The sequence below is a fragment of the Mesorhizobium sp. Root102 genome (assembly GCF_001425625.1).
GTDB lineage: Bacteria > Pseudomonadota > Alphaproteobacteria > Rhizobiales > Rhizobiaceae > Mesorhizobium.
On sequence record NZ_LMCP01000004.1, the window covers coordinates 146,854 to 166,223 of the forward strand.

The window sequence follows — 19,370 nt, forward strand, 5'->3', positions numbered from 1 at the left end:
CGAGGGCGACGAAAAATCGATGGTCGAACGAGCGCGCCTCCTCCGTCATCAAGGCGCCGAGAATGCTGGAAAACCCTGATACAGGCAAGATGGATTGCCACCGTGGCGTGTGGCCAACTTGACAGGCGCGGCAGGCAGGAGAAAGTTGCGTTCAGGGCAGGAAGGTAACGCCGGGTTGCCCATGGCCGCGCCGCGAGAGCGCGCAACAGTCGAAGGAGTATCATCTTGGCTGTCACCATCACCTCCCTCATTCTCTTGCTCATCGGTCTTGCGCTCGGCGGCGGTGGTATCCGTCTCGCGATGCTGGGCGGCAGCTGGTATTACATCATCACCGGCCTCGCCTTCCTGATCGCCGCCTGGCTACTCTACCGGCGCAGATCCACCGCGCTGTGGCTCTACGCGGCGATCGTGGTCGGCACGCTGGCCTGGGCGGTCTGGGAAACCGGCTTCGACTGGTGGGAACTTGGGCCCCGCGGCGGCATCATCGTGCTGGTGGCGTTGTGGCTGCTGACGCCATGGGCGAGGCGGGGTCTTGCCGGCCCTGACGCGCGAGCGCCGCTCATCCTTGCCGTGCTGGCATCGCTTGCCGTCGCCGGTTATTCGATGACAGGAGATCCGAAGGACATTGCCGGCGAACTCTCCACCGACAAGGTGATCGCCAACGCCAACCTCGGCAATGATGTGCCGGCCGGCGAGTGGCACTATTACGGACGCACGCAATTCGGCCAGCGCTATTCGCCGCTCGACCAGATCACGCCGGACAATGTCGCCAAGCTACAGCCGGCCTGGACCTACCGCACCGGCGACGTGAAGGGACCGGACGACGTCGTGGAGACCACCTATCAGGTGACGCCGCTGAAGATCGGTGACATGCTCTACATCTGCACGCCGCACAATTTCGCCATCGCCATCGATGCGGCGAGCGGCAAGGAGAAATGGCGCTACGATCCCAAGATCAAGCTCGACAAGGACCGCCAGCACCAGACCTGCCGCGGCGTGTCCTATTATGCCGATACCGCAATCGCCGCCAGGCAGCCCTGTGCTGCGCGCGTCTACCTGCCGACCTCGGACGCGCGGCTGATCGCGCTCGATGCCGCCAACGGGCAGGTCTGTCCGACTTTCGCCGAGGGCGGCACGCTGAACCTTCTGACCAACATGCCCTATCCGAAGTCGGGCTATTATTACTCGACCTCGGCACCGCTGATCTCGGGCGGCAAGATCATCGTCGGCGGTGCGGTCAACGACAATTATTCGACGCAGGAGCCGTCGGGCGTCATCCGCGCTTACGATGTCGGCACCGGCAAGCTGCTATGGAACTGGGATTCCGGGAATCCGGAACAGACGACGCCGCTGGCAGCCGGCCAGACCTATACCGCCAACTCGCCCAACATGTGGTCGACGCCGAGCGCCGACGAGAAGCTCGGCCTGCTTTACGTGCCGCTCGGCAACCAGACGCCGGATCAGCTCGGCGCCGGGCGCAGCGACAATGTCGAGAAGTTCTCGTCGTCGATCACCGCGCTCGATCTCAACACCGGGCAGGTGCGCTGGGTGCGGCAGACCGTACATCACGACCTCTGGGACATGGACGTGCCGGCGCAGCCGAGCCTGATCGACATCACCAAACCCGACGGCATGATCGTCCCGGCGCTGGTCGGGCCGACCAAGCAGGGCGACCTCTATGTGCTCGACCGCCGCACCGGAGAGCCGGTCATCGCGGTCAACGAGGTGGCGGCGCCCGGCGGCGCGATCGAGGGCGATCACACATCGCCGACGCAGCCGGTCTCCGATCTCACCTTCATGCCGAAACCGCTCACCGGCGCCGACATGTGGGGCCTCACCATGTTCGACCAGTTGGCTTGCCGGATCGAATTCCAGGGCCTGCGTTATGAGGGCCGCTATACACCCCCTTCCGTCCAGGGCTCGCTGATCTATCCCGGCAATTTCGGCACCTTCAACTGGGGTGGTGTCGCTGTCGACCCGGTCCGGCAGGTGCTGTTCGGCATGCCGACCTATCTGGCCTTCAAGTCACAGCTCATTCCGCGCGACCAGGTGCCGCCGCCGGACGAGGGTCGCGGCAGCGAGCAGGGACTGAACCGCAACGAGGGCGCGCCCTATGCAGTGGTGATGGGACCGTTTCTCTCGCCGCTCGGCATTCCTTGCCAGGCGCCGCCCTGGGGCTATGTCGCCGGCGTCGATCTCAGGACCGGCAAGATCGCCTACAAGCACCGCAACGGCACCGTCTACGACATGACGCCGCTGCCGCTGCCGCTGAAGGTCGGGGTGCCGGGCATTGGCGGGCCGATGATCACCGCTGGCGGCGTTGCCTTCCTGGGTGCGGCGGTCGACGACTATCTGCGTGCCTATGAGCTGACATCCGGCAAGCAGCTGTGGCAGGCGCGGCTGCCGGCCGGTGGTCAGTCGACGCCGATGACCTATACGGTGGCCGATGGCCGCCAGTTCGTGGTCATTGTCGCCGGTGGTCACGGCTCGGTCGGGACCAAGCCGGGAGATTATGTGATGGCCTACGCGCTGCCGAAGTAGGGCTAGCCGAGCCCCAGATGGCTCTTCAGGCTGGGCACCGAGCCGAGCACCTGGTTGGTCAGCTGGGGTCCGGCGGCGGCTTCGGCCTGCTGGACCAGCGTCTCGCCGGCCTTCTGGATCTGTGCCATATCGAGGCCGGATGCCTTGAGCGCGGCGAGGCCGTTGATCAGCGCACCGGCCTTCTCGCCGAGAACACCGCCAAGCGCGCCCTGAAGCGACGACAGGAAACCGCCACCGCCGGCCGGGGCGGCGGCCATGACGTCATATTGGTGGGCGAGATCATCCGCGCCGGGAATCTTGGCGAAGAAAGCCGAGGCGCTGGTGCCTTCCGCCTCGTGTTCGAGCACCGAGAAAATGGTCCCCACGACTTTTTCCGTCGTCGCCTGGTCGAGGCCCGCTTTTTGCGAGACGGTGTTGACGATGTCCTGGACGTTCATGGTCTCACCTCAACCCTGGGTTTTCGTGTTTGCCGGATGGCGCTGATTGCTGCGCACCTTGACCATCGATTGCCTGGCGGAAGCAGCCGACCGGAGTGCCAGCAGGGCAGCAGTGGCGAGCGCGAAAGCCGTTGCGAAGATCGGGGTGGAGAAGGTCATGGGTGTTGTTCCTTCTTGGTCAGAATGAGCGCGACTGCAGGGCAGGGACGAGACCGTCACCGGCAGCTTTCCCTTATATTGTGGCAGCAGCATCAAGATTGTCGAAAATGACCAAAATGTGATTAAGGCGGGTGCTTCCGCGTCACGGCTTTCGCGCCGAAACCAGGAGATAGGCCTTGGGGATCGCGCCCCTCGTGGCCTGCCTGGCGAGCACCGTCACCCAAGCGTGACTGGACCATGCAAGTCTCGACCCTATCTTGCGCCGCAACGAGACTTTCCGAAGCCGAGGAGCACATCCATGACGAAACCGGACGCCAACACCAAGCCTGCCATTACCCAGGCGATGATCGATGCCTATGACGAATACACGCATCTGACGCTCGATCGCCGCCGGTTCATGGAGCAGTTGTCCCGGCTTGCCGGATCAGGTGCGGCGGCGGCCGCGATCGCGCCGCTGCTGGCGGCAAATTCCGCGCAAGCGGCAATCGTCGCCGAAAACGATCCGCGGGTGAAGGGCGAGGACATCAGCTACCCCGGCAGCGGTGGCGAGATGAAGGGCTACCTGGTCAAGCCGGCGGACCAGACGGGCAAGCTCGGCACGGTTATCGTCGTGCATGAGAACAGGGGTCTCAACCCGCATATACGCGATGTGGCGCGGCGCGTGGCGCTGGAAGGGTTCGTGGTGCTGGCGCCGGATTTTCTGTCGCCGCTCGGCGGCACGCCTGACGATGAAGACAAGGCGCGCGACATGTTCGCCAAGCTCGATCCGACGCAGACCGCCGCCGATGCCGTGGCAACGGTCGCTTTCCTCAAGAGCAACAAGGATGGCAATGGCAAGGTCGGCGCCGTCGGCTTCTGCTGGGGTGGCGGCACGGTCAACACGCTGGCCGTCGACGCGCCCGATCTCAGTGCTGCCGTTGCCTATTACGGCATGCAGCCGAAGGCCGCCGATGTTTCGAAGATCAAGGCGGCCTTGCTGCTGCACTATGGCGGATTGGACGAGCGCATCAATGCCGGCATCGACGCCTTCAAGAAGGAACTCGACGCGGCGCATGTCGAATACACGGTCTATGTCTATGAAGGCGCCAACCACGCCTTCAACAACGATACGTCGGCAGCGCGCTACGACAAGAAGGCGGCCGACCTGGCCTGGGGGCGCACGATCGCCTTCTTCAAGGAGAAGTTGAAGTAGCCGTCAGGCGGTCGAGGGTGCCCAGACGGTTTCGAAGGCCGGCGACAGGGTGAAGCCGGCCGGTCGCACCGAACTGGGGGGCGGGCGGCGCACACCCTCCTGCAGATAGCGCAAGGCCGAGTTCAGCCCGTTCATCGTGTAAGGCTTGGCAATGACCCCGACCGCACCAGCGAAATGATCGGGAATGCGCTTCGGATTGGCGGTCATGAACACGACCATGGAGTTGTTCTTCTCGCCGATATACTCGGCCACCTCGACGCCAGTCGGGCCGTCGGTCAAATGGATGTCGACAAAGGCGATATCGGCATCCGTCGTATCAACCATGCTCTTTGCTTCGGCCGACGAGGTTGCCCAGCCGACGACGCTGTGGCCGGCCTCCTCTACAAGGCTTTCCAGTTCCATTGCCAGCAGCGCCTCGTCCTCGACGATGAGGACCTTGAGCGGTTCAATCATGACACATTCCCTTTTTGCTGCGGTTCGTTGGGCATCGAGATGACGACCCTGGTGCCGGGGCCGGCGTCGCGCCATTCGATGTCGGCGCGCAACTGGCGGGCCAGCGACTTGATCAGCCGCATGCCGAAAGACGCCTCGCCACTGGCGTCGGCCATGCCGACGCCATCGTCTGACACTTCGATGTTGAAATGGCCGTCTGGCTGACTCATCTTGATGCCGATGCGGCCCGCCATCGTCCCGTCGGGCTTTTCCTTGAACGCGTGCTTGAGCGCGTTGGTGACTAGCTCGTTGACCATCAAGGCAACCGGCGCGGCCTTCTCAGCCGAAATGACGATGGGTTCGAGATTGAGCGTGGACTTGATTTCCGAGCGCCCCGAGGCCGTCAGCAGGTCGGTTACCAGGTCCCTTGCGAAGTCAGAAACGTCGAACCTGCTGACATCCTTCGACTGGTAGAGCCGGCGATGCACGGTGCTTAGGGCCTCGATGCGCTCCAGCATGGTGGTCAGCGACTGCTTGGTCGCTTCATCCTTTATGGTTCGGCTCTGCATGACGATCAATGACGAGATCATCTGCAGATTGTTTTTCACGCGATGGTCGACCTCATGCAGCAAGGTGGTCTGCGCCTCGAGGGCTGCTTCGAGTTCGCTGGTGCGTTCCTTCACCGCCTTCTCGAAGCGTTCCTTGTCGGCCGTGACGCGATGCTCCGAGCGCTTGCGGTCCGAGACATCGAGCTGCGAGGCGAAAAAGAACTGCAATTCGCCTTTGTCGTTGGAAACGGGGCTGATGTAGAGCGCGTTCCAGAAGGTGGAACCGTCCTTGCGGTAGTTCAGAATATCCACGCTGATATCGGCTCGCTCGTCGATCGCGGCGCGCAGCTTTGCGATTGCGGAGTCGTCTGTCTTCGGCCCCTGCAGGAAGCGGCAATTCTTGCCCATGACCTCGTTCCGTTCATAGCCGGTGAGCCGCAGGAACGCGTCATTGGCAAACACGATCGGATTGTCCTGTTGTCGGGGATCGGTGATGATCATCGACATGCGGGTGGCGCGAATGGCTGCCGCGAACGGATCGCCCTTGCCGTGCTCGGCATGCAGATCGTCCGTCATGTGCCATGCGTCGGCCGGTTCCCTGGTTCCTTTCCAATCCATCGTCACACTCCAAGCCGGTTTCGTGGGGGACAACGGCTCAGATGCGGAATTGGTTCAATCATGAGCGATCTTGTCGCGAGTCTTCGCTGTTGAAGATTGGCGTCAAGCCCTTGCGAAGATTTGAAACAAAAGACTTTTCTAGTGCCTAGTTCGTGATGCCGGTTTGTGGAAGGCGACGCCTGCAACCACCATCGCGATGCCGAGGCAATCGGCAAAACTCGGAATCTGGTGCAGCACGACGACGCCGATTAGCGTCGCAGTGACCGGCAGCAGCGACAGCATCAGCGCGAAGCTCGCGCGCGGCAAACGTGACATAGCGAGCTGGTCACAGATGTAGGGGATAACCGACGAGCAGATGCCGACGCCGATGGCGGCGAGCAGCAGCGGTGGTGTGAAAAAGGCGGGCAGGGCGTCGGTGAGGCCGATCGGCAGCACGACGATGAAGGCGATCGCCATGGCGGCGCCAAGGCTCGCGATACCACTGCCTGCGCCTGAAGCGGCGATGCGGTGGCCGAGTAAGATGTAGCCGACAAACAGCACGCCGTTGAGGAAGGCCCAGAACAGCCCGATGGGATCATCAGACCATTTGACATCGATGAGCAGCAAGGTGCCGGTGACGGCAACGGCAAGGGCGGCGATATTGCGCGGGCTCCTGAGTCCGATCACCGCGACGCCGATGGTGCCGACGAATTCGATCGCCGCCACCAGCGAGATCGGCAGGCGGTCGAGCGCCAGGTAGAACGAACAGTTCATCACCGCCAGGCAGGCACCGAAGGCCAGCAACAGCAGCCGCGTCGAGCGATCGGCGCGGGCGAAGGTTCGCCGTGGGCGGGTCAGCGGCGCGAAGATCAGTGCTGCGGTGGCGATGCGCAGCCATGCCATGCCGAGCACGCCGACATGCGGGAAAAGTAGCACGGCGAATGCCGGCCCGAGATAGTGGAAGACGGCGCTGACGCCGAACCAGACATGCGGCGGCAGTTTTTCCGCCAGCCTGCCGAGGGTGGGGTTGCCAAGGGCAGGGTCTGCCGCGAGAGCTTGCGTTTGATCATCCATAGGGTCAGTATCGCAGGCAGATTTACCTGTTTATATGGATGATGTTTGGCTCCTCCGGCTATGCTTCGACCGGAAGAAAGGAGTTTTCCATGAGACGCCTTCGAACTGAAAGCGCCGACCTCGATGCCACGGATATGAAGATCCTGCGCCTTTTGGAACGGGACGCGCGGATCAGCACGGCGGAGCTTGCGCGCTCGGTCGGCCTGTCGGCGCCGAGCGTGGCCGAGCGCATCAAGCGGTTGCAGGAAAGCGGCGTCATCGAGGCCTATTCGGTCAGGATCAACCCCCCGGCACTTGGCCTGCCGCTATCGGCATGGCTGCGCATCCGTCCGGTACCGGGGCAACTGGCGGTCGTGGCCGAAATCATCCGCGAGCTGCCGGAGATCGCGCAATGCGACCGGGTGACCGGCGAGGACTGTTTTATTGCGCTGGCGCATGTCGGCTCGGTGGCCGAACTCGAGCGGGTGATCGACCGGATCATTCCCTACGCGATGACCAACACGGCGATCATCCAGTCGTCGCCGGTGGTGGCGCGTTCACCGCTAGGGGCGCTAAAGCGCCAGGCTTGATGTAAGGGATTCGTGGGTTCTAAGCGTGGCCGCGCTTCATGCGCGCCTGCTTCAGGATGGCGCGCCAGCGGATCATATCGAACGGGATCGGCTCGTTGCTGTTGGCGATGTGGAAGATCTCGTTGTTGACGTTCTTGAGGGAACGCCAGAAATCGTAGTCGGTGATGCGCGGATCGGCGGCCAGCCTGTCCACCTCGACCTTGATGTCGGTTTTCATGCACGTTCCTCGAACCGGCTTCGCCCCGCCGCCCGTGTCGCTACCTCGATGCGGATCGTTTTCGACCGACCCGCTGAGTCGCGCAACGGCTCAAATGGCTTGTTCCCGTTAAAACCTCGGTAAGGTTAACGCCGGCGCTGAGCCGCTTCAAGCACTGGTGCCCGCGGATTCCAGGGTTTTGCGATTTTGGATTGCCGGTGTGGCTTTGAGGTCCGATCGTCGCTCTATTTGCGTTTGATGCCGATCGAACGGCCGGCGCGCTCCGGCATCGGCAGTGCTGAATGGGCGGCACGCATGGCTTCGACCTTGGCAAGCACATCGGCGGGGAAGGGCGCGACCTTCGGTCCGGACATATCGACATGCAGGGACAGGATCTCGGAGGTGGCGGCGAGCCAGCCGTCGACATGGCGGATTTCCTGGTAGGTCCGCAGTCGCTTGTCGTCATGGTCGATGAGTTGGAGGGAGATGCGGACCTTGTGATCCAGATGCAGTTCCTGGACGTAGCAGACATGGACCTCGGCCGTATAAATCGTGAGCCGCCGCTCCTTCACGTAATCCAGCCCCATGCCCATCGCCTCGAACGCTTGGTCCGAGCAGCGGTCGAACAGGACGTTGTAGTAGGCCATGTTGAGATGGCCGTTGTAGTCGATCCAGTCCTTCTCGATGTCCATGGGTTCGGAGACGAAGGGGGCGGGGATGGGCATCGAAACTTCCTTGTTCTGGCGCTGGACAGAGCGTGGCTGGTGAGACTAGATCGGTTCATCGCTTCATGGAAACGCTGAACCGCTCTCTCTTTGTTTGACGCAATTCCCGACGGAAAACCACTTCACACTTGTTCTGGAATTGCTCTGGGCAGCATCCATAAATGCATAACAAGGGTGGGCGCTGGTCCATTCGCGGAGGAATTCATGGCTCTGAGCGACCTCAACCCGGTCGAACGCAACGAAGAGGGCATCGCTGCGGTGCTCGGCATCCTCAAGCAACAGCTTGGCGAGCGTTTTCAAACCGGGCAGGCCATCCGCTCCCAGCACGCGCACACCACCACCTACATTCCGACGCAGGCGCCTGACGGCGTCGCCTTTCCCGAGACGACCGCCGAGGTGCAGGAGATCGTGCGCGCCTGTGCCGCGCACCGCGTGCCGGTCATCGCCTTCGGCGTCGGTTCCTCGCTGGAAGGCCACACCAACGCGCCGGGTGGCGGCATATCGGTCGATACATCGCGCATGAACCGCATCCTGGCGGTCAATCCGCAGGATCTTGACTGCACGGTCGAACCCGGCGTCACCCGCGAGGATTTGAACCGGCATCTGCGCGACACCGGTCTGTTCTTTCCGATCGATCCGGGCGCCAATGCCTCGCTCGGCGGCATGGCGGCGACACGGGCGTCCGGCACCAACGCGGTGCGCTACGGCACGATGCGCGAGAACGTGCTGTCGCTGACGGCGGTGATGGCCGACGGCGAGACGGTGACGACCGGCAAGCGCGCGAAAAAGAGCTCGGCCGGTTATGATTTAACGCGGCTGCTGGTCGGCTCGGAAGGCACGCTCGGCATCATCACGTCGCTGACGCTGAAGCTGCAAGGCATCCCGCAAGCGATCTCCGGCGGCGTCTGCCCGTTTCCAAGCGTCGAGGCGGCCTGCAACGCGGTCATCGCGACGATCCAGATGGGCATTCCGGTGGCGCGCATTGAACTGGTCAATGCACTGCAGATGCGGGCGATGAAGAATTATTCGAAGCTCGATTATCCCGAGAGCCCGTGCCTGTTCGTCGAGTTCCACGGCAGCGATGCCGGCGTGGCAGAGCAGGCCGAGACCTTCGGCATGATCGCCGAGGAAAACGGTGGCGGACCGTTCCTGTGGACCAGCGTTGCCGAGGAGCGCACGAAACTGTGGAAGGCCAGGCACGACGCGTACTGGTCGTCGCTGACGCTGCGGCCGGGCGCCAAGGGGCTGTCGACCGATGTCTGCGTGCCGATCTCGCGATTTGCCGAATGTGTCCTGGAAACCGAAGCCGACATCGCCGAGATGGGCTTGATCGCGCCGATCGTCGGCCACGCCGGCGACGGCAATTTCCACGTGCTGGTGTTGATGGATGTGAACGATCCCAAAGAGATCGCACTGTCGGAAAAATTCGTCGCGCGTCTCAACATGCGGGCGATCGCCATGGACGGCACCTGCACCGGCGAGCACGGCATCGGCCAGGGCAAGATCGGCTTCCTGCGCCACGAACTCGGCCATGGCGTCGACATCATGCGCACGATCAAGCAGGCGCTCGATCCCCTGGACATCATGAATCCGGGCAAGCTATTGCCGAGGATAGACTGAAGGGATCCAATCCAGCGACCAATCGAACGGTTGCCTACTTCTCCTGTGCACCCTCGACAAGGGCCTGCAGCATGGGGCGGGTTGGCGCGAAGAACGTCGTGCCGGTGTGCGGCGTCGAGAAATCAAGCAGGCGGTCGTAAGCGCCCGGCGGCTCACCGATATACATTCGCTGCAGCATCTTCTCGATCACCCAGAGATACCTGGAATAGCCGACAAAGTAGGTGCCGAACTCCTGCTGCCCCGGCCGGCCAAAGGGCATGTTGTCGCGCAATATGTCGTATTCGTTGCCATCGGCATCCTCGATGGTGGCCAGCGACTTGTGCGATTTGCGCGGCGCGTCGTCATCGTCGATTTCGATGTTGTCGATCTTGGTGCGGCCGATGATCTCTTCCTGAAGGGGTGTCGGCGTTCGCGCCCACGCCTGGAGGTCGTGCAGATATTTCTGGACGACGACATAGCTGCCGCCGGCGAAGTCGGCATCTTCATCGCCGATGAGTGCCGAGGCCGGCAGATCGAGGCCGGTCGGGTTGGCGGTGCCGTCGACAAAACCGAGTAGGTCGCGCGCATCGAAATAGCGAAAGCCCGTCACTTCGTCGACGACGGTGACGGCGGAACCGAGCCTGTCGAGCAAGATGCGCTCGAACTCGAAGCACATGTCAGGCCGCTCGGCCCGGATGTGGAAGAGAAGGTCGCCCGGCGTCGACGGCGCCGAATGGACCGCGCCTTTGATCGGCGCGAACGGTTTTAGCTCCAGCGGCCGCCGGTCTGGAGAGAGACGATCCCAGAGATCGCGGCCGATGCCGGCGATGCAAGACAGGCGGCCGCCCAGGTCGCGGAACCCGACATTTTTGACCAGGTCGTCGAGTTCGCCGAGCACAGACGTAACCTTGGCGAGCGCGCTCTGCTCGTTGGCGACGGTGACGACAAGAAAGACCGCCGAAAGCGACAGCGGAGCGTCGACACTTTGCGCATCGATCGGCACGCGATCCCAGTTCTTCCCAGACATCCCAATTCTCCGCTTTGCGAGGATTTGTTTCAGATCATCCGGGATCGCGCAACACTGGATGAATTGCCTCTTTATCGACACGCGGATGCGGGTAGAGTGCGGCAGAATTTCAATCAACCCGTTCGGAGCTGATGCTCGCACGCCTGTTCGTGATCTTTGGTGGCCTTTTTGTGCTGGTGCTGTGTGCGGCGCTGGTGGTGCCGTACTTTATCGACTGGACCGGCTACCGCGCCGACTTCGAGCGCGAGGCGAGTGCCATTCTAGGCCGCAAGGTGACCGTGCAGGGCGACGCCACGGCAAGGCTGTTGCCGTTCCCCTCGGTGACCTTCTCGAATGTCGCCGTTGCCGGCGGCCCCAATGGCCAGCCGGCCATGACCGTCGAGACGTTTTCGATGGATGCGGAACTGGCGCCCTTCCTGCGTGGCGAAGTGCTGATCTTCGACATGCGACTGGTGCGGCCGAAAGCGACCATCGATATTGCCAATGACGGCACGGTCGACTGGGCGATGCGGCCGTCCTCGCCCTTCGACCCCAACCAGGTCTCGATCGAGAAGCTGACGGTGACGGAAGGGCAGATCGAACTGCGCCATGCCGCCGGCGGCCGCAGCCATCTGTTTTCCGAGATCAATTCGACCATCTCGGCCAAGTCGCTGGCCGGCCCATGGCGCCTGGACGGCACGTTGCGGCTGGACGGTTTGCGCACCACGGTCGCGGCGTCCACCGGCAAGGCCGAAGGCACCGGGCAGATGCGGCTGCGGCTGAAGGCCGATCCGGACGCCTATCCGCTGGTCATCGAGACCGACGGCAATGCCGGCATCGTCAATGGGGCCGCCGTCTACTCCGGCCAGTTCAAGATCTCCGGTGCCGACAAGAACAGTGCCGAGCTGCGTGGCACCGATGGCGAGACGGTGAAAGTCAGCGCCGGCAAGCCCGATCCGGGCTTTCGGCTGAACGGCAAGTTTTCCCTCGACCACCAGAAGTTGGGCGTCAACGAATTCCGCTTCGAGACGGGGCCGCTCGACAATCCCTACACCGCCGACGGCAAGGCCTCGGTCGATCTCGGGCTGAAGCCGAGCTTCGCCATCGAGGCCAATGGCGCGCAGGTGCAGTTCGACGAGGCGGTGGGCGCCGAGGTCGGCGCCGGCCTGACACTGGATCAACGCATCGCGGCATTTGAGCAGGCGCTGCTCGACCTGCCGAAGCCGACCATACCCGGCACCCTCGAGGTCAAGCTGCCGGCGGTGGTGGCCGGCGACACCACGGTGCGCGACGTTCATCTTTCCGCCGAGCCGGTCGATGGTGGCTGGTCGGTGAAATCGCTTGCCGCGACCTTGCCCGGCCGCACCACGCTGGAAGCCGATGGCATGCTCGTGCTCGACGTGGAGGGCCATTTCGGCTTCAACGGCTCGTTGCTGCTGGCCGTGGCGCAACCCTCGGGCTTTGCCGCCTGGCTGTCGAAGGATGTCGACGAGGCGATCCGCCGTCTGCCCGCCGCCGGCTTCAAGGCCAAGGTCGACCTCTCGGCGAAGCGCCAGGCCTTCAGCGATCTCGAACTGATCCTGGGCAAGGCGAAGTTTTCCGGCCGCATCGATTCCAGCCAGCCCGACGATGCCAAGCCGTCGGTGCTGATGCGGCTCGAAGGCGGCGAACTCGATGTCGACGGGCTGGCGGCCTTTGCCTCGATCTTCGTCAGCGACAAGGGCGCCAACCGCTTTGCCGACCGTGACCTCGATTTCCAGATCAAGGCCGGGCCGGTCAATGCCGGCGGACTGACCGCCGACACGGTCGACACCGCGCTCAGGCTGCGCGACGGGCTGCTCGAAATCGACCGGCTGTCGGTGGGCGGGCTGGCCGGTGCCTCGATCAGCGCCACCGGCAGGATCAAGGATTTCCCGGCGAGCCCGACCGGCAAGCTTGATGCCTCGGTGGTTGCCGTCGACCTGAAGCCGCTGATCGACGTCGCCGCCCAGCATTATCCCGACAGTGCCGTGCTCAAGGGACTGGCGAGCCGTGCCGCCGCCTATCCCGAGCTGTTCCAGGATGCGCGCGTCGACCTGGTGGCGAGTGCGGCCGACAATGGCGACGGCACCACGGGCCTGGCGGTGAGCGGGCAAGGCAAGGCCGGCGGTTCGGCCTTTTCGGCGTCGCTGTCAGGGAAGGGGGCGGTGGACAAGCTTCTCGAAGCGCCGGTGGCGCTGACCTTCAACGCCAAAAACCCTGATGCCACCGCGCTGCTGGCCCTCTACGGCCTGCCGGCGCTGCCGCTCGGCATGCTGGGCGAGGCAAGCACGGACGTCCAGGCCAAGGGCACGCTTGGCGGGGGCCTGGCGACGACGGTCAGCCTCGCCGGCGAAGACTTCAAGGCAAGCTTCGACGGAACCGTCGCCGACACGTCGCAAGGCCTTGCCGCCAAGGGCAAGCTCAACCTCGACGCGGCCGACATCGAGCCGTGGCTGATGACATCAGGCATCGGCCTGCCGGGCATGGGGGCTGGCATGTCGGCGTCGCTCTCGGCGCAAGGCGACTATGGCAACGGGCTGCTGGTGCTGGACGAGCTCAACGGCGCCATCAACGAAGCGGCGGTGTCCGGCGACGTCAATATCGATGTGAAGGAGGGGGTCGACGGCAAGGGTGGCGTGCCACATCTTGCCGGCGCGCTGGCGCTCGACGAACTCGACCTCGATCCGATGGCGGTGGCGCTGTTCGGCGATTCCGCCTTTCTTGCCGACAAGGACGTGGCTGACAAGAGTGGGGTGTGGCCGGCCACACCGTTCAGCCAGAAATCCAGCCTGCCGTTCACCGCCGACCTCGACCTGACGACGGCAGCGCTCGCCGCCGGTCGGTTCGCCACCGCGTATGATGCCGCCTTTTCGCTGAAGCTCGACCAGGAAGGCATCCGCGTTTCGGACCTGAAGGCGAAATTGCTCGGCGGGGCGCTGACCGGCCTGTTCGAGCTGAAGAACAATGACGGCACCGGACTTTTCACCGGCCAGATGAAACTGGCGGGTGCCGATCTGGCGACCGTGCTGCCGGATGCCGGCATCAGCGGTAACGGCGATTTCTCGACGGCGCTGTCAAGCAGCGGCAAGTCGGTCGAGGGGATGGTGGCCGCCTTGTCCGGCTCCGGCACGGCGACGCTGAAGAGCTTGCGGGTCGCCGGCGTCAATCCCGATGCGTTCAATGCGTTCCTCGCCAAGGCGGATGCGATCGGACGTGATATCGATGCGGCCAAGACCGCCGGCTTCGCGCCTGATATCGCGGCCGGTGGAAGTCTTGCCGCCAAGGACACCGACATCGCCTTCACGGTTGCCGGCGGCATGCTGAGGGCGCCGCCGATCAACCTGGACAATCCGGCGGCGACCTTGTCTGCCGACATTACGGCGGACCTCAACACAGCCATGGTTTCCGCCAAGGGGGCGATCACCTATCGCCCAGGCGACGAGGCACTGATCGGCTCCGAGCCGATCATGAATTTCACCGCCGAGGGGCCGTTCGGCGCCGTGAAGCGGCAGTTCGACAGCGAGCCGCTGGCACAGTTCCTGACTCAGCGCGCGCTGGAAAAGGAGCAGCAGCGCGTCGAGGCGATGCAGGCCGCTCTGCTCGAGAAGCAGCGGCTGCGGCGCGAGGTGCGCTATTACGCGGCGCTGCAGGCCGAACGGGACAACGCCGCCGAGGAATTGCGCAAGCAGGAGGAAGCAGCACGGCTGAAAGCCGAGGCTGACGCCAAGGCCAAGGCCGAAGCGGAGGCCCAGGCGAAAGCCGAAGCCGACGCCCAAGCCAAAGCTCAGGCAGACGCGGAGGCGAAAGCCAAGGCGGACGCGGATGCCAAAGCCAAGGCGGATGCGGACGCCAAGGCCGCTGCCGAACAGCAGGCCGCCGACGAAGCGGCCAAGGCACAGGCCAACGAGCAGCAGCGGCAGAAGGCGGAAGAGGCGATGCGCATCGAAAAGGCAAAGCTCGAGGCTGAACGCAAGGCTGTGCAGCAGGCTCCGAAGGTGGAGCATGCGCCGCTGCCGGAGGCCAACGACAATCCGCCGCCGGCCAAGCCGAAGTCCAATCCGTTCACGCTCAACAATCTGCTGAAGTCGCTGCAGTAGGACCCCAACGCCTTCCTGATGGACGATCCGCGAAGCAGCCGATTCAGAGGACAAGCAGTTGTGCGCTCTCTGCCGCGTAGCGGGCGTGGCGGAAATCTCGGACGGTCAAGAGTCTGCCGCCCCGCCAGCCCAGCAGGATGAAATAGGATGGCCGCGCCGCCGGATCATCGCTATCGCGGACGAGGACTGCCGGCCTGTCTTCGACGAAGCCCGGCACGAAACACCAATTCCGCACCTGGGAATAGTTGTGGAAGTAGGTGCCGACCTCCTTGCGACCATTCAGCCGCGTCCTGGCCACCAGCTCCAGCCGCACCTCGTCGGCCAGCATGTCGCGCACGGCGTCGAAGTCGCGGGCGTTGAAGCGATCGATATACGCATCGAGCAGCAGGCGCTCAGGCGCGCTGAGCCTGGGAGCCGGGCGGTCGTCGGGCTCATCGGCAAGCTGGCGCAACCGGCCGCGGCCGCGATGCAGGCCCGCCTTGACGGCGGGGATGCTGGTGTCGAGCACGGCGCTGATTTCCTGCAACGAATATCCCAGAACGTCCATCATGATGACGCTGCTTCGCTGTGTGACGGGAAGGCGCATGAAGGTATGCAGGCCGGCCGCCGCTGCCTGACGCTCGACTATGGGATTTACCGGGTCGACGATCATGTCCGGGTCCTCATCCGCAAAGGCCTTTTCACGGGCTCGCCGGCGCAGGAAATCGAGGGCGGCATTGTGGGCAATGCGAAACAGCCAGCCTTCCGGGTTGGCGATCGGGCCGGCGTTGGGCAGCGCTTCGAACGCCTTGGTCAGCGCTTCCTGCAGCACGTCCTCGCCGTCGATCACCGAGCCGGTCATGCGGGCGCAGTAACGGTGCAGCTTGGGGCGCATTTCGCCGAACAGGCGGGCAAAAGGCTCGCGGATCTCGCTAGGAATGTTCATACGCCTCTGTTCGCCGTTACTGGTCCAGCATCCGGTAGTGGCCCACCACGGTCATTTCCTCGCGCTGCGGACGCTCGATCAAGCGATCCCTGATGCCGTTCTGAAAGGCCTCGAATGCCGCCAGCCCGGTGATTATGTCGGAATGGGCCTCGGTTTCCGTCTCGACCAGATGAACAAAGGTCCCGTCGTCAGACCGCCATGTCATATAGCGAACGCCTTCCGGCGATTTTTCCCGCAGCTCCTGGAACACGGCCTTGACCAACCGTTCATTCTCGTCGGTCCGTTCCGGTTTCGTCTTGTAACGTATCAGGTGGCGTTTCATCGCGGTTGTTCCTCTTGGTTGCCCTGCGCCTTTGCGGTTGCTCACCTTCGAGACGCTGTCGTGAGACGAAAGGATTCGGGCACTGGGAAATAATTCGTGTCGCTCGCAAAGACGCCCGAGTGTCACTTGCTGTCGAGCAGCCGCCGCAGCATCGGTTCGATGCGTGACAGCTCGTCGAGATGTGCCGCCGACAGCTCGGCCAGGCAATCGTCGGCGCGCCCGGTCAGTTGCAGCAGCACGCGGCGGTGGTCGTCCTTGTCCTGATCCCTTGCGACCAGTCCTGCCTCGCCGAGGCGGTTGACCAGTTCGACGGCGCTGTGGTGGCGGATGCGCAGTCGTTCCGCGAGGTCGCCAACCGTCACCGGGCCGCCGCCCGGGAATCCCTTGATTGCAAGCAGCGCCTGATGCTGGCGCGGGGTCAGGCCGGCGTCTTCCGCCTGGATCTGGCTGAATTCGAGGAAGCGGCGGATGAGGTAGCGAAACTCCGACAGCCGCTGGTAGTCGGCTTGGCTGATGGCGGGGCGTGATTTTTGTGGCTGCGACATACCGGACATTTGTTCGTTTTCCGCGAAAGCTCAAACGGTTTTCGAGCGAAACCGGCTTGAATATTTGTATCGTGTTACGATACATAGCCACCGACAAATCCGGCTGGCCTTATCGACCTTGCCGTATATCCGACATACGGCCCGCCGCCAGGAAGCAGATTTTGCCATGAAGACCCATCACTCGAACCCGGAGCATCTGCGAGATTTCACCACGGACGTCAGGGTGCTGCTCGTTGCCGCCATTGCGGTGGTGGTGGCTACAGCCAGCGTGTTTGCCGGCATCGCACTTTTGAAGCTGATCCGACTTGCCACCAACATCGCCTATTTCGGCCAGTTCTCGCTTGCCGATCTGAAACTCGAGGATACGCCGCTTGGGCTTGCCGCTGTCATCGTGCCGGTGATCGGCGCGCTGATCATCGGCCTGATGGCGCGCTTCGGCAGCGAGAAGATTCGCGGCCACGGCATTCCGGAAGCCATCGAGGCGATCCTGCTGGGACGCTCAAAACTCGACGCCAAGGTGGCGATCCTGAAGCCGCTGTCGTCAGCGATCTCGATCGGCTCCGGCGGGCCGTTCGGCGCCGAGGGTCCGATCATCATGACAGGCGGCGCGATCGGCTCGCTGATCGCACAGATGCTGCCGGTCAGCGACAATGAACGAAAGACGCTGCTGGTGGCAGGTGCGGCAGCGGGCATGACGACGGTCTTCGGAACACCGATCGCCGCCATCATGCTGGCCGTCGAACTGCTGCTTTTCGAATGGACCCCGCGCAGCTTCATTCCCGTCGCGGTCGCGGCTGTTATCGCCGAGGTGGAACGCACCATGCTGCATCTGCCCGGACCGATCTTTCCGTTCCAGGGCGGTATGGAGGTGTCCTTTGTCGGTCTTGCCGGCTGGGCGGCGATCGGTGTCGCGGCGGGCCTGTTGTCGGGGCTGCTGACGCAGATGGTCTATGCCTGCGAGGACGGTTTTCAGAAGCTGCCCATTCACTGGATGTGGTGGCCGATGCTGGGCGGTCTGGTGGTCGGCATTGGCGGGCTGATCGAGCCGCACGCACTGGGCGTCGGCTATGACAACATCGCCGACATGCTGGACGGCCGCACGCTTGCCACCGCCGCACTCATCCTGCTTGTGGTCAAGGCCATTATCTGGTCGGTGGCGCTCGGGTCGGGGACATCCGGAGGCGTACTGGCGCCGCTGTTGATCATGGGTGGCGCAATGGGGGCGGTGCTCGCCGGAATTCTGCCGGCGGCGGACCCGGGCTTCTGGGCACTGCTGGCCATGGCCGCCACCATGGGCGGCACCATGCGTGCACCGCTGACGGCTACTTTCTTCGCGGTCGAGTTGACCGGCAACACCCATGTTCTGGTGCCGCTGATCGCGGCTTGCGCGGCGGCGCACGCCGTCACCGTGCTCCTGATGAAGCGGTCGATCCTGACCGAGAAGATCGCCAGGCGAGGGCACCACCTCGTGCGCGAATACCGTGTCGACCCTTTCGCACTGACGAGGGTGCGTGAGGTGATGACTTCTAAGGTCGAAAGCGTGCCGGCGACGATGACTCTGCATGGCGCAGCAGCCTTCCTGACCGCGCCAGAGACACGGCATCCGAGCTTTCCGGTGGTGGATGAGAACGGGCATGTGCTCGGCCTCATCGATCCGCCGGCGATCCTGCGCTGGCGCCGTGCCGGTACCCACCGCACCACGACGCTTGGTGCGCTGCTGGCCGGCAGCAAGGTGACGCTCGCCTATCCGGATGAATATCTGGAAGGCCTCTCCGACAAGCTACTGACGGCCAACGTCTCCCATCTGCCGGTCGTCACCCGCGAAGGGTCGCAACTGGTCGGCTATGTCGGCTGGAAGGATCTTATGCGCGTGCGGTCGAGGAAACAGGCCGAAGAGCGCGAGCGTTCGACCTTGCTTGGCTTCCGCACCAGACGCAGGAAAACGGAAGACGTGGTCGAGGGCCTTTAGAGACGCGTTCCGCGCTTCGCCCACTCCAGGACATGGAGCCTCAGCGCCGAGGACAGGTTGGTGTCGCGCGGACGCGTCTCGTCGACTTCGGCGACAAGAGCGGCGAGCGTCAATTGCCGGGCGGCCGCGATCGCGACGAGGTCGGCATAGAAGGGCTTTTCGAGCGAATAGCTGGTGCGGTGACCGCGAATGGTCACCGAACGCTTTTCAACCGCGCTCACTGGTGGTCTTCGGCGCCGGATGGCTCGCGGCGGTGCCCAGCGACGAAGGTCTCGGCCTTGTCGGCGACCAGGCGGTCGCGTTGCTTCTCTGCCTTGGAGCGGCCGTACAACGCCCGGTTCTGTTCGGCGACGCGCACATTCTCGTCCCGCGCCTTCTGCTTGCGAGCCTGGCGGAGATTGACGATGTCGGCCATG

General features: G+C 63.6%; 19 protein-coding genes. 6 read left to right on the plus strand and 13 right to left on the minus strand.

What is annotated here, in order from left to right; translation table 11 throughout:
- Positions 1-225: 225 nt before the first annotated feature.
- Positions 226-2,541, plus strand: coding sequence for a glucose/quinate/shikimate family membrane-bound PQQ-dependent dehydrogenase (locus tag ASD12_RS06240; RefSeq protein ID WP_056582970.1), 2,316 nt, complete (start codon positions 226-228; stop codon positions 2,539-2,541).
- A gap of 2 nt (positions 2,542-2,543) precedes the next feature.
- Here the strand turns inward: ASD12_RS06240 and ASD12_RS06245 are convergent, their stop codons facing one another.
- Both ASD12_RS06245 and ASD12_RS34780 read right to left on the minus strand, forming a co-directional pair.
- Positions 2,544-2,978, minus strand: a complete 435-nt coding sequence (locus ASD12_RS06245; protein ID WP_056582972.1) for a hypothetical protein — start codon at positions 2,976-2,978, stop codon at positions 2,544-2,546.
- A 9-nt stretch (positions 2,979-2,987) separates the two neighbouring features.
- Positions 2,988-3,137 (minus strand): hypothetical protein, encoded by a 150-nt coding sequence (locus ASD12_RS34780; protein WP_082525274.1) that lies wholly within the window; start codon positions 3,135-3,137, stop codon positions 2,988-2,990.
- A gap of 298 nt (positions 3,138-3,435) precedes the next feature.
- Here ASD12_RS34780 and ASD12_RS06250 point away from each other — a divergent pair, with 298 nt between their 5' ends.
- Positions 3,436-4,329 (plus strand): dienelactone hydrolase family protein, encoded by an 894-nt coding sequence (locus tag ASD12_RS06250; protein WP_056582974.1) that lies wholly within the window; start codon positions 3,436-3,438, stop codon positions 4,327-4,329.
- Positions 4,330-4,332: 3 nt separating this feature from the next.
- Here ASD12_RS06250 and ASD12_RS06255 read toward each other — a convergent pair whose 3' ends face one another.
- The 3 genes from ASD12_RS06255 to ASD12_RS06265 form a co-directional block, all read right to left on the minus strand.
- The gene (locus ASD12_RS06255) at positions 4,333-4,782 is read right to left on the minus strand and encodes a response regulator (protein WP_056582976.1); all 450 of its coding nucleotides are present in this window, start codon (positions 4,780-4,782) and stop codon (positions 4,333-4,335) included.
- Entirely contained in the window at positions 4,779-5,927 is a 1,149-nt protein-coding gene (locus tag ASD12_RS06260; RefSeq protein ID WP_056582979.1) for a histidine kinase dimerization/phosphoacceptor domain -containing protein, read from the minus strand. Before ASD12_RS06260 ends, ASD12_RS06255 begins: the two co-directional genes overlap by 4 nt.
- Before the next feature lie 138 nt (positions 5,928-6,065).
- Entirely contained in the window at positions 6,066-6,980 is a 915-nt protein-coding gene (locus ASD12_RS06265) for a DMT family transporter (protein WP_056582981.1), read from the minus strand.
- Between the two features lie 89 nt (positions 6,981-7,069).
- Here ASD12_RS06265 and ASD12_RS06270 point away from each other — a divergent pair, with 89 nt between their 5' ends.
- Positions 7,070-7,549, plus strand: coding sequence for an Lrp/AsnC family transcriptional regulator (locus ASD12_RS06270; protein ID WP_056583101.1), 480 nt, complete (start codon positions 7,070-7,072; stop codon positions 7,547-7,549).
- A 19-nt stretch (positions 7,550-7,568) separates the two neighbouring features.
- On the opposite strand, the gene ASD12_RS06275 is transcribed toward ASD12_RS06270, so the two are convergent.
- On the minus strand, positions 7,569-7,766 hold the full coding sequence (locus tag ASD12_RS06275; protein ID WP_056582983.1) for a hypothetical protein: 198 nt from the start codon (positions 7,764-7,766) through the stop codon (positions 7,569-7,571).
- Positions 7,767-7,990: 224 nt separating this feature from the next.
- A complete protein-coding gene (locus tag ASD12_RS06280; protein ID WP_056582986.1) occupies positions 7,991-8,470 on the minus strand; it encodes a thioesterase family protein in 480 nt (159 codons plus the stop codon).
- Positions 8,471-8,674: 204 nt separating this feature from the next.
- On the opposite strand from ASD12_RS06280, the gene ASD12_RS06285 reads away from it, so the two are divergent.
- On the plus strand, positions 8,675-10,090 hold the full coding sequence (locus tag ASD12_RS06285) for an FAD-linked oxidase C-terminal domain-containing protein (RefSeq protein WP_056582988.1): 1,416 nt from the start codon (positions 8,675-8,677) through the stop codon (positions 10,088-10,090).
- Between the two features lie 34 nt (positions 10,091-10,124).
- Here the strand turns inward: ASD12_RS06285 and ASD12_RS06290 are convergent, their stop codons facing one another.
- Positions 10,125-11,096, minus strand: a complete 972-nt coding sequence (locus ASD12_RS06290) for a Dyp-type peroxidase (RefSeq protein ID WP_056582991.1) — start codon at positions 11,094-11,096, stop codon at positions 10,125-10,127.
- 131 nt (positions 11,097-11,227) lie between these two features.
- Between ASD12_RS06290 and ASD12_RS06295 the strand changes: the two genes are divergently transcribed.
- Positions 11,228-15,193, plus strand: a complete 3,966-nt coding sequence (locus tag ASD12_RS06295; protein WP_056582993.1) for an AsmA family protein — start codon at positions 11,228-11,230, stop codon at positions 15,191-15,193.
- Positions 15,194-15,236: 43 nt separating this feature from the next.
- On the opposite strand, the gene ASD12_RS06300 is transcribed toward ASD12_RS06295, so the two are convergent.
- The 3 genes from ASD12_RS06300 to ASD12_RS06310 form a co-directional block, all read right to left on the minus strand.
- On the minus strand, positions 15,237-16,118 hold the full coding sequence (locus ASD12_RS06300; protein ID WP_056582996.1) for an RNA polymerase sigma factor: 882 nt from the start codon (positions 16,116-16,118) through the stop codon (positions 15,237-15,239).
- A gap of 16 nt (positions 16,119-16,134) precedes the next feature.
- Positions 16,135-16,440 (minus strand): hypothetical protein, encoded by a 306-nt coding sequence (locus tag ASD12_RS06305; RefSeq protein WP_056582998.1) that lies wholly within the window; start codon positions 16,438-16,440, stop codon positions 16,135-16,137.
- A gap of 122 nt (positions 16,441-16,562) precedes the next feature.
- Entirely contained in the window at positions 16,563-16,994 is a 432-nt protein-coding gene (locus ASD12_RS06310) for a helix-turn-helix domain-containing protein (RefSeq protein WP_056582999.1), read from the minus strand.
- Positions 16,995-17,151: 157 nt separating this feature from the next.
- Here ASD12_RS06310 and ASD12_RS06315 point away from each other — a divergent pair, with 157 nt between their 5' ends.
- Positions 17,152-18,954, plus strand: coding sequence for a chloride channel protein (locus tag ASD12_RS06315; protein ID WP_082525275.1), 1,803 nt, complete (start codon positions 17,152-17,154; stop codon positions 18,952-18,954).
- Here ASD12_RS06315 and ASD12_RS06320 read toward each other — a convergent pair.
- The gene (locus tag ASD12_RS06320; RefSeq protein WP_056583003.1) at positions 18,951-19,175 is read right to left on the minus strand and encodes a ribbon-helix-helix domain-containing protein; all 225 of its coding nucleotides are present in this window, start codon (positions 19,173-19,175) and stop codon (positions 18,951-18,953) included. The two genes, ASD12_RS06315 and ASD12_RS06320, sit on opposite strands and share 4 nt — an antisense overlap.
- Positions 19,172-19,369, minus strand: a complete 198-nt coding sequence (locus tag ASD12_RS06325) for a DUF4169 family protein (protein ID WP_056583006.1) — start codon at positions 19,367-19,369, stop codon at positions 19,172-19,174. The genes ASD12_RS06320 and ASD12_RS06325 overlap by 4 nt, the downstream gene beginning before the upstream one ends.
- Position 19,370 lies beyond the last annotated feature (1 nt).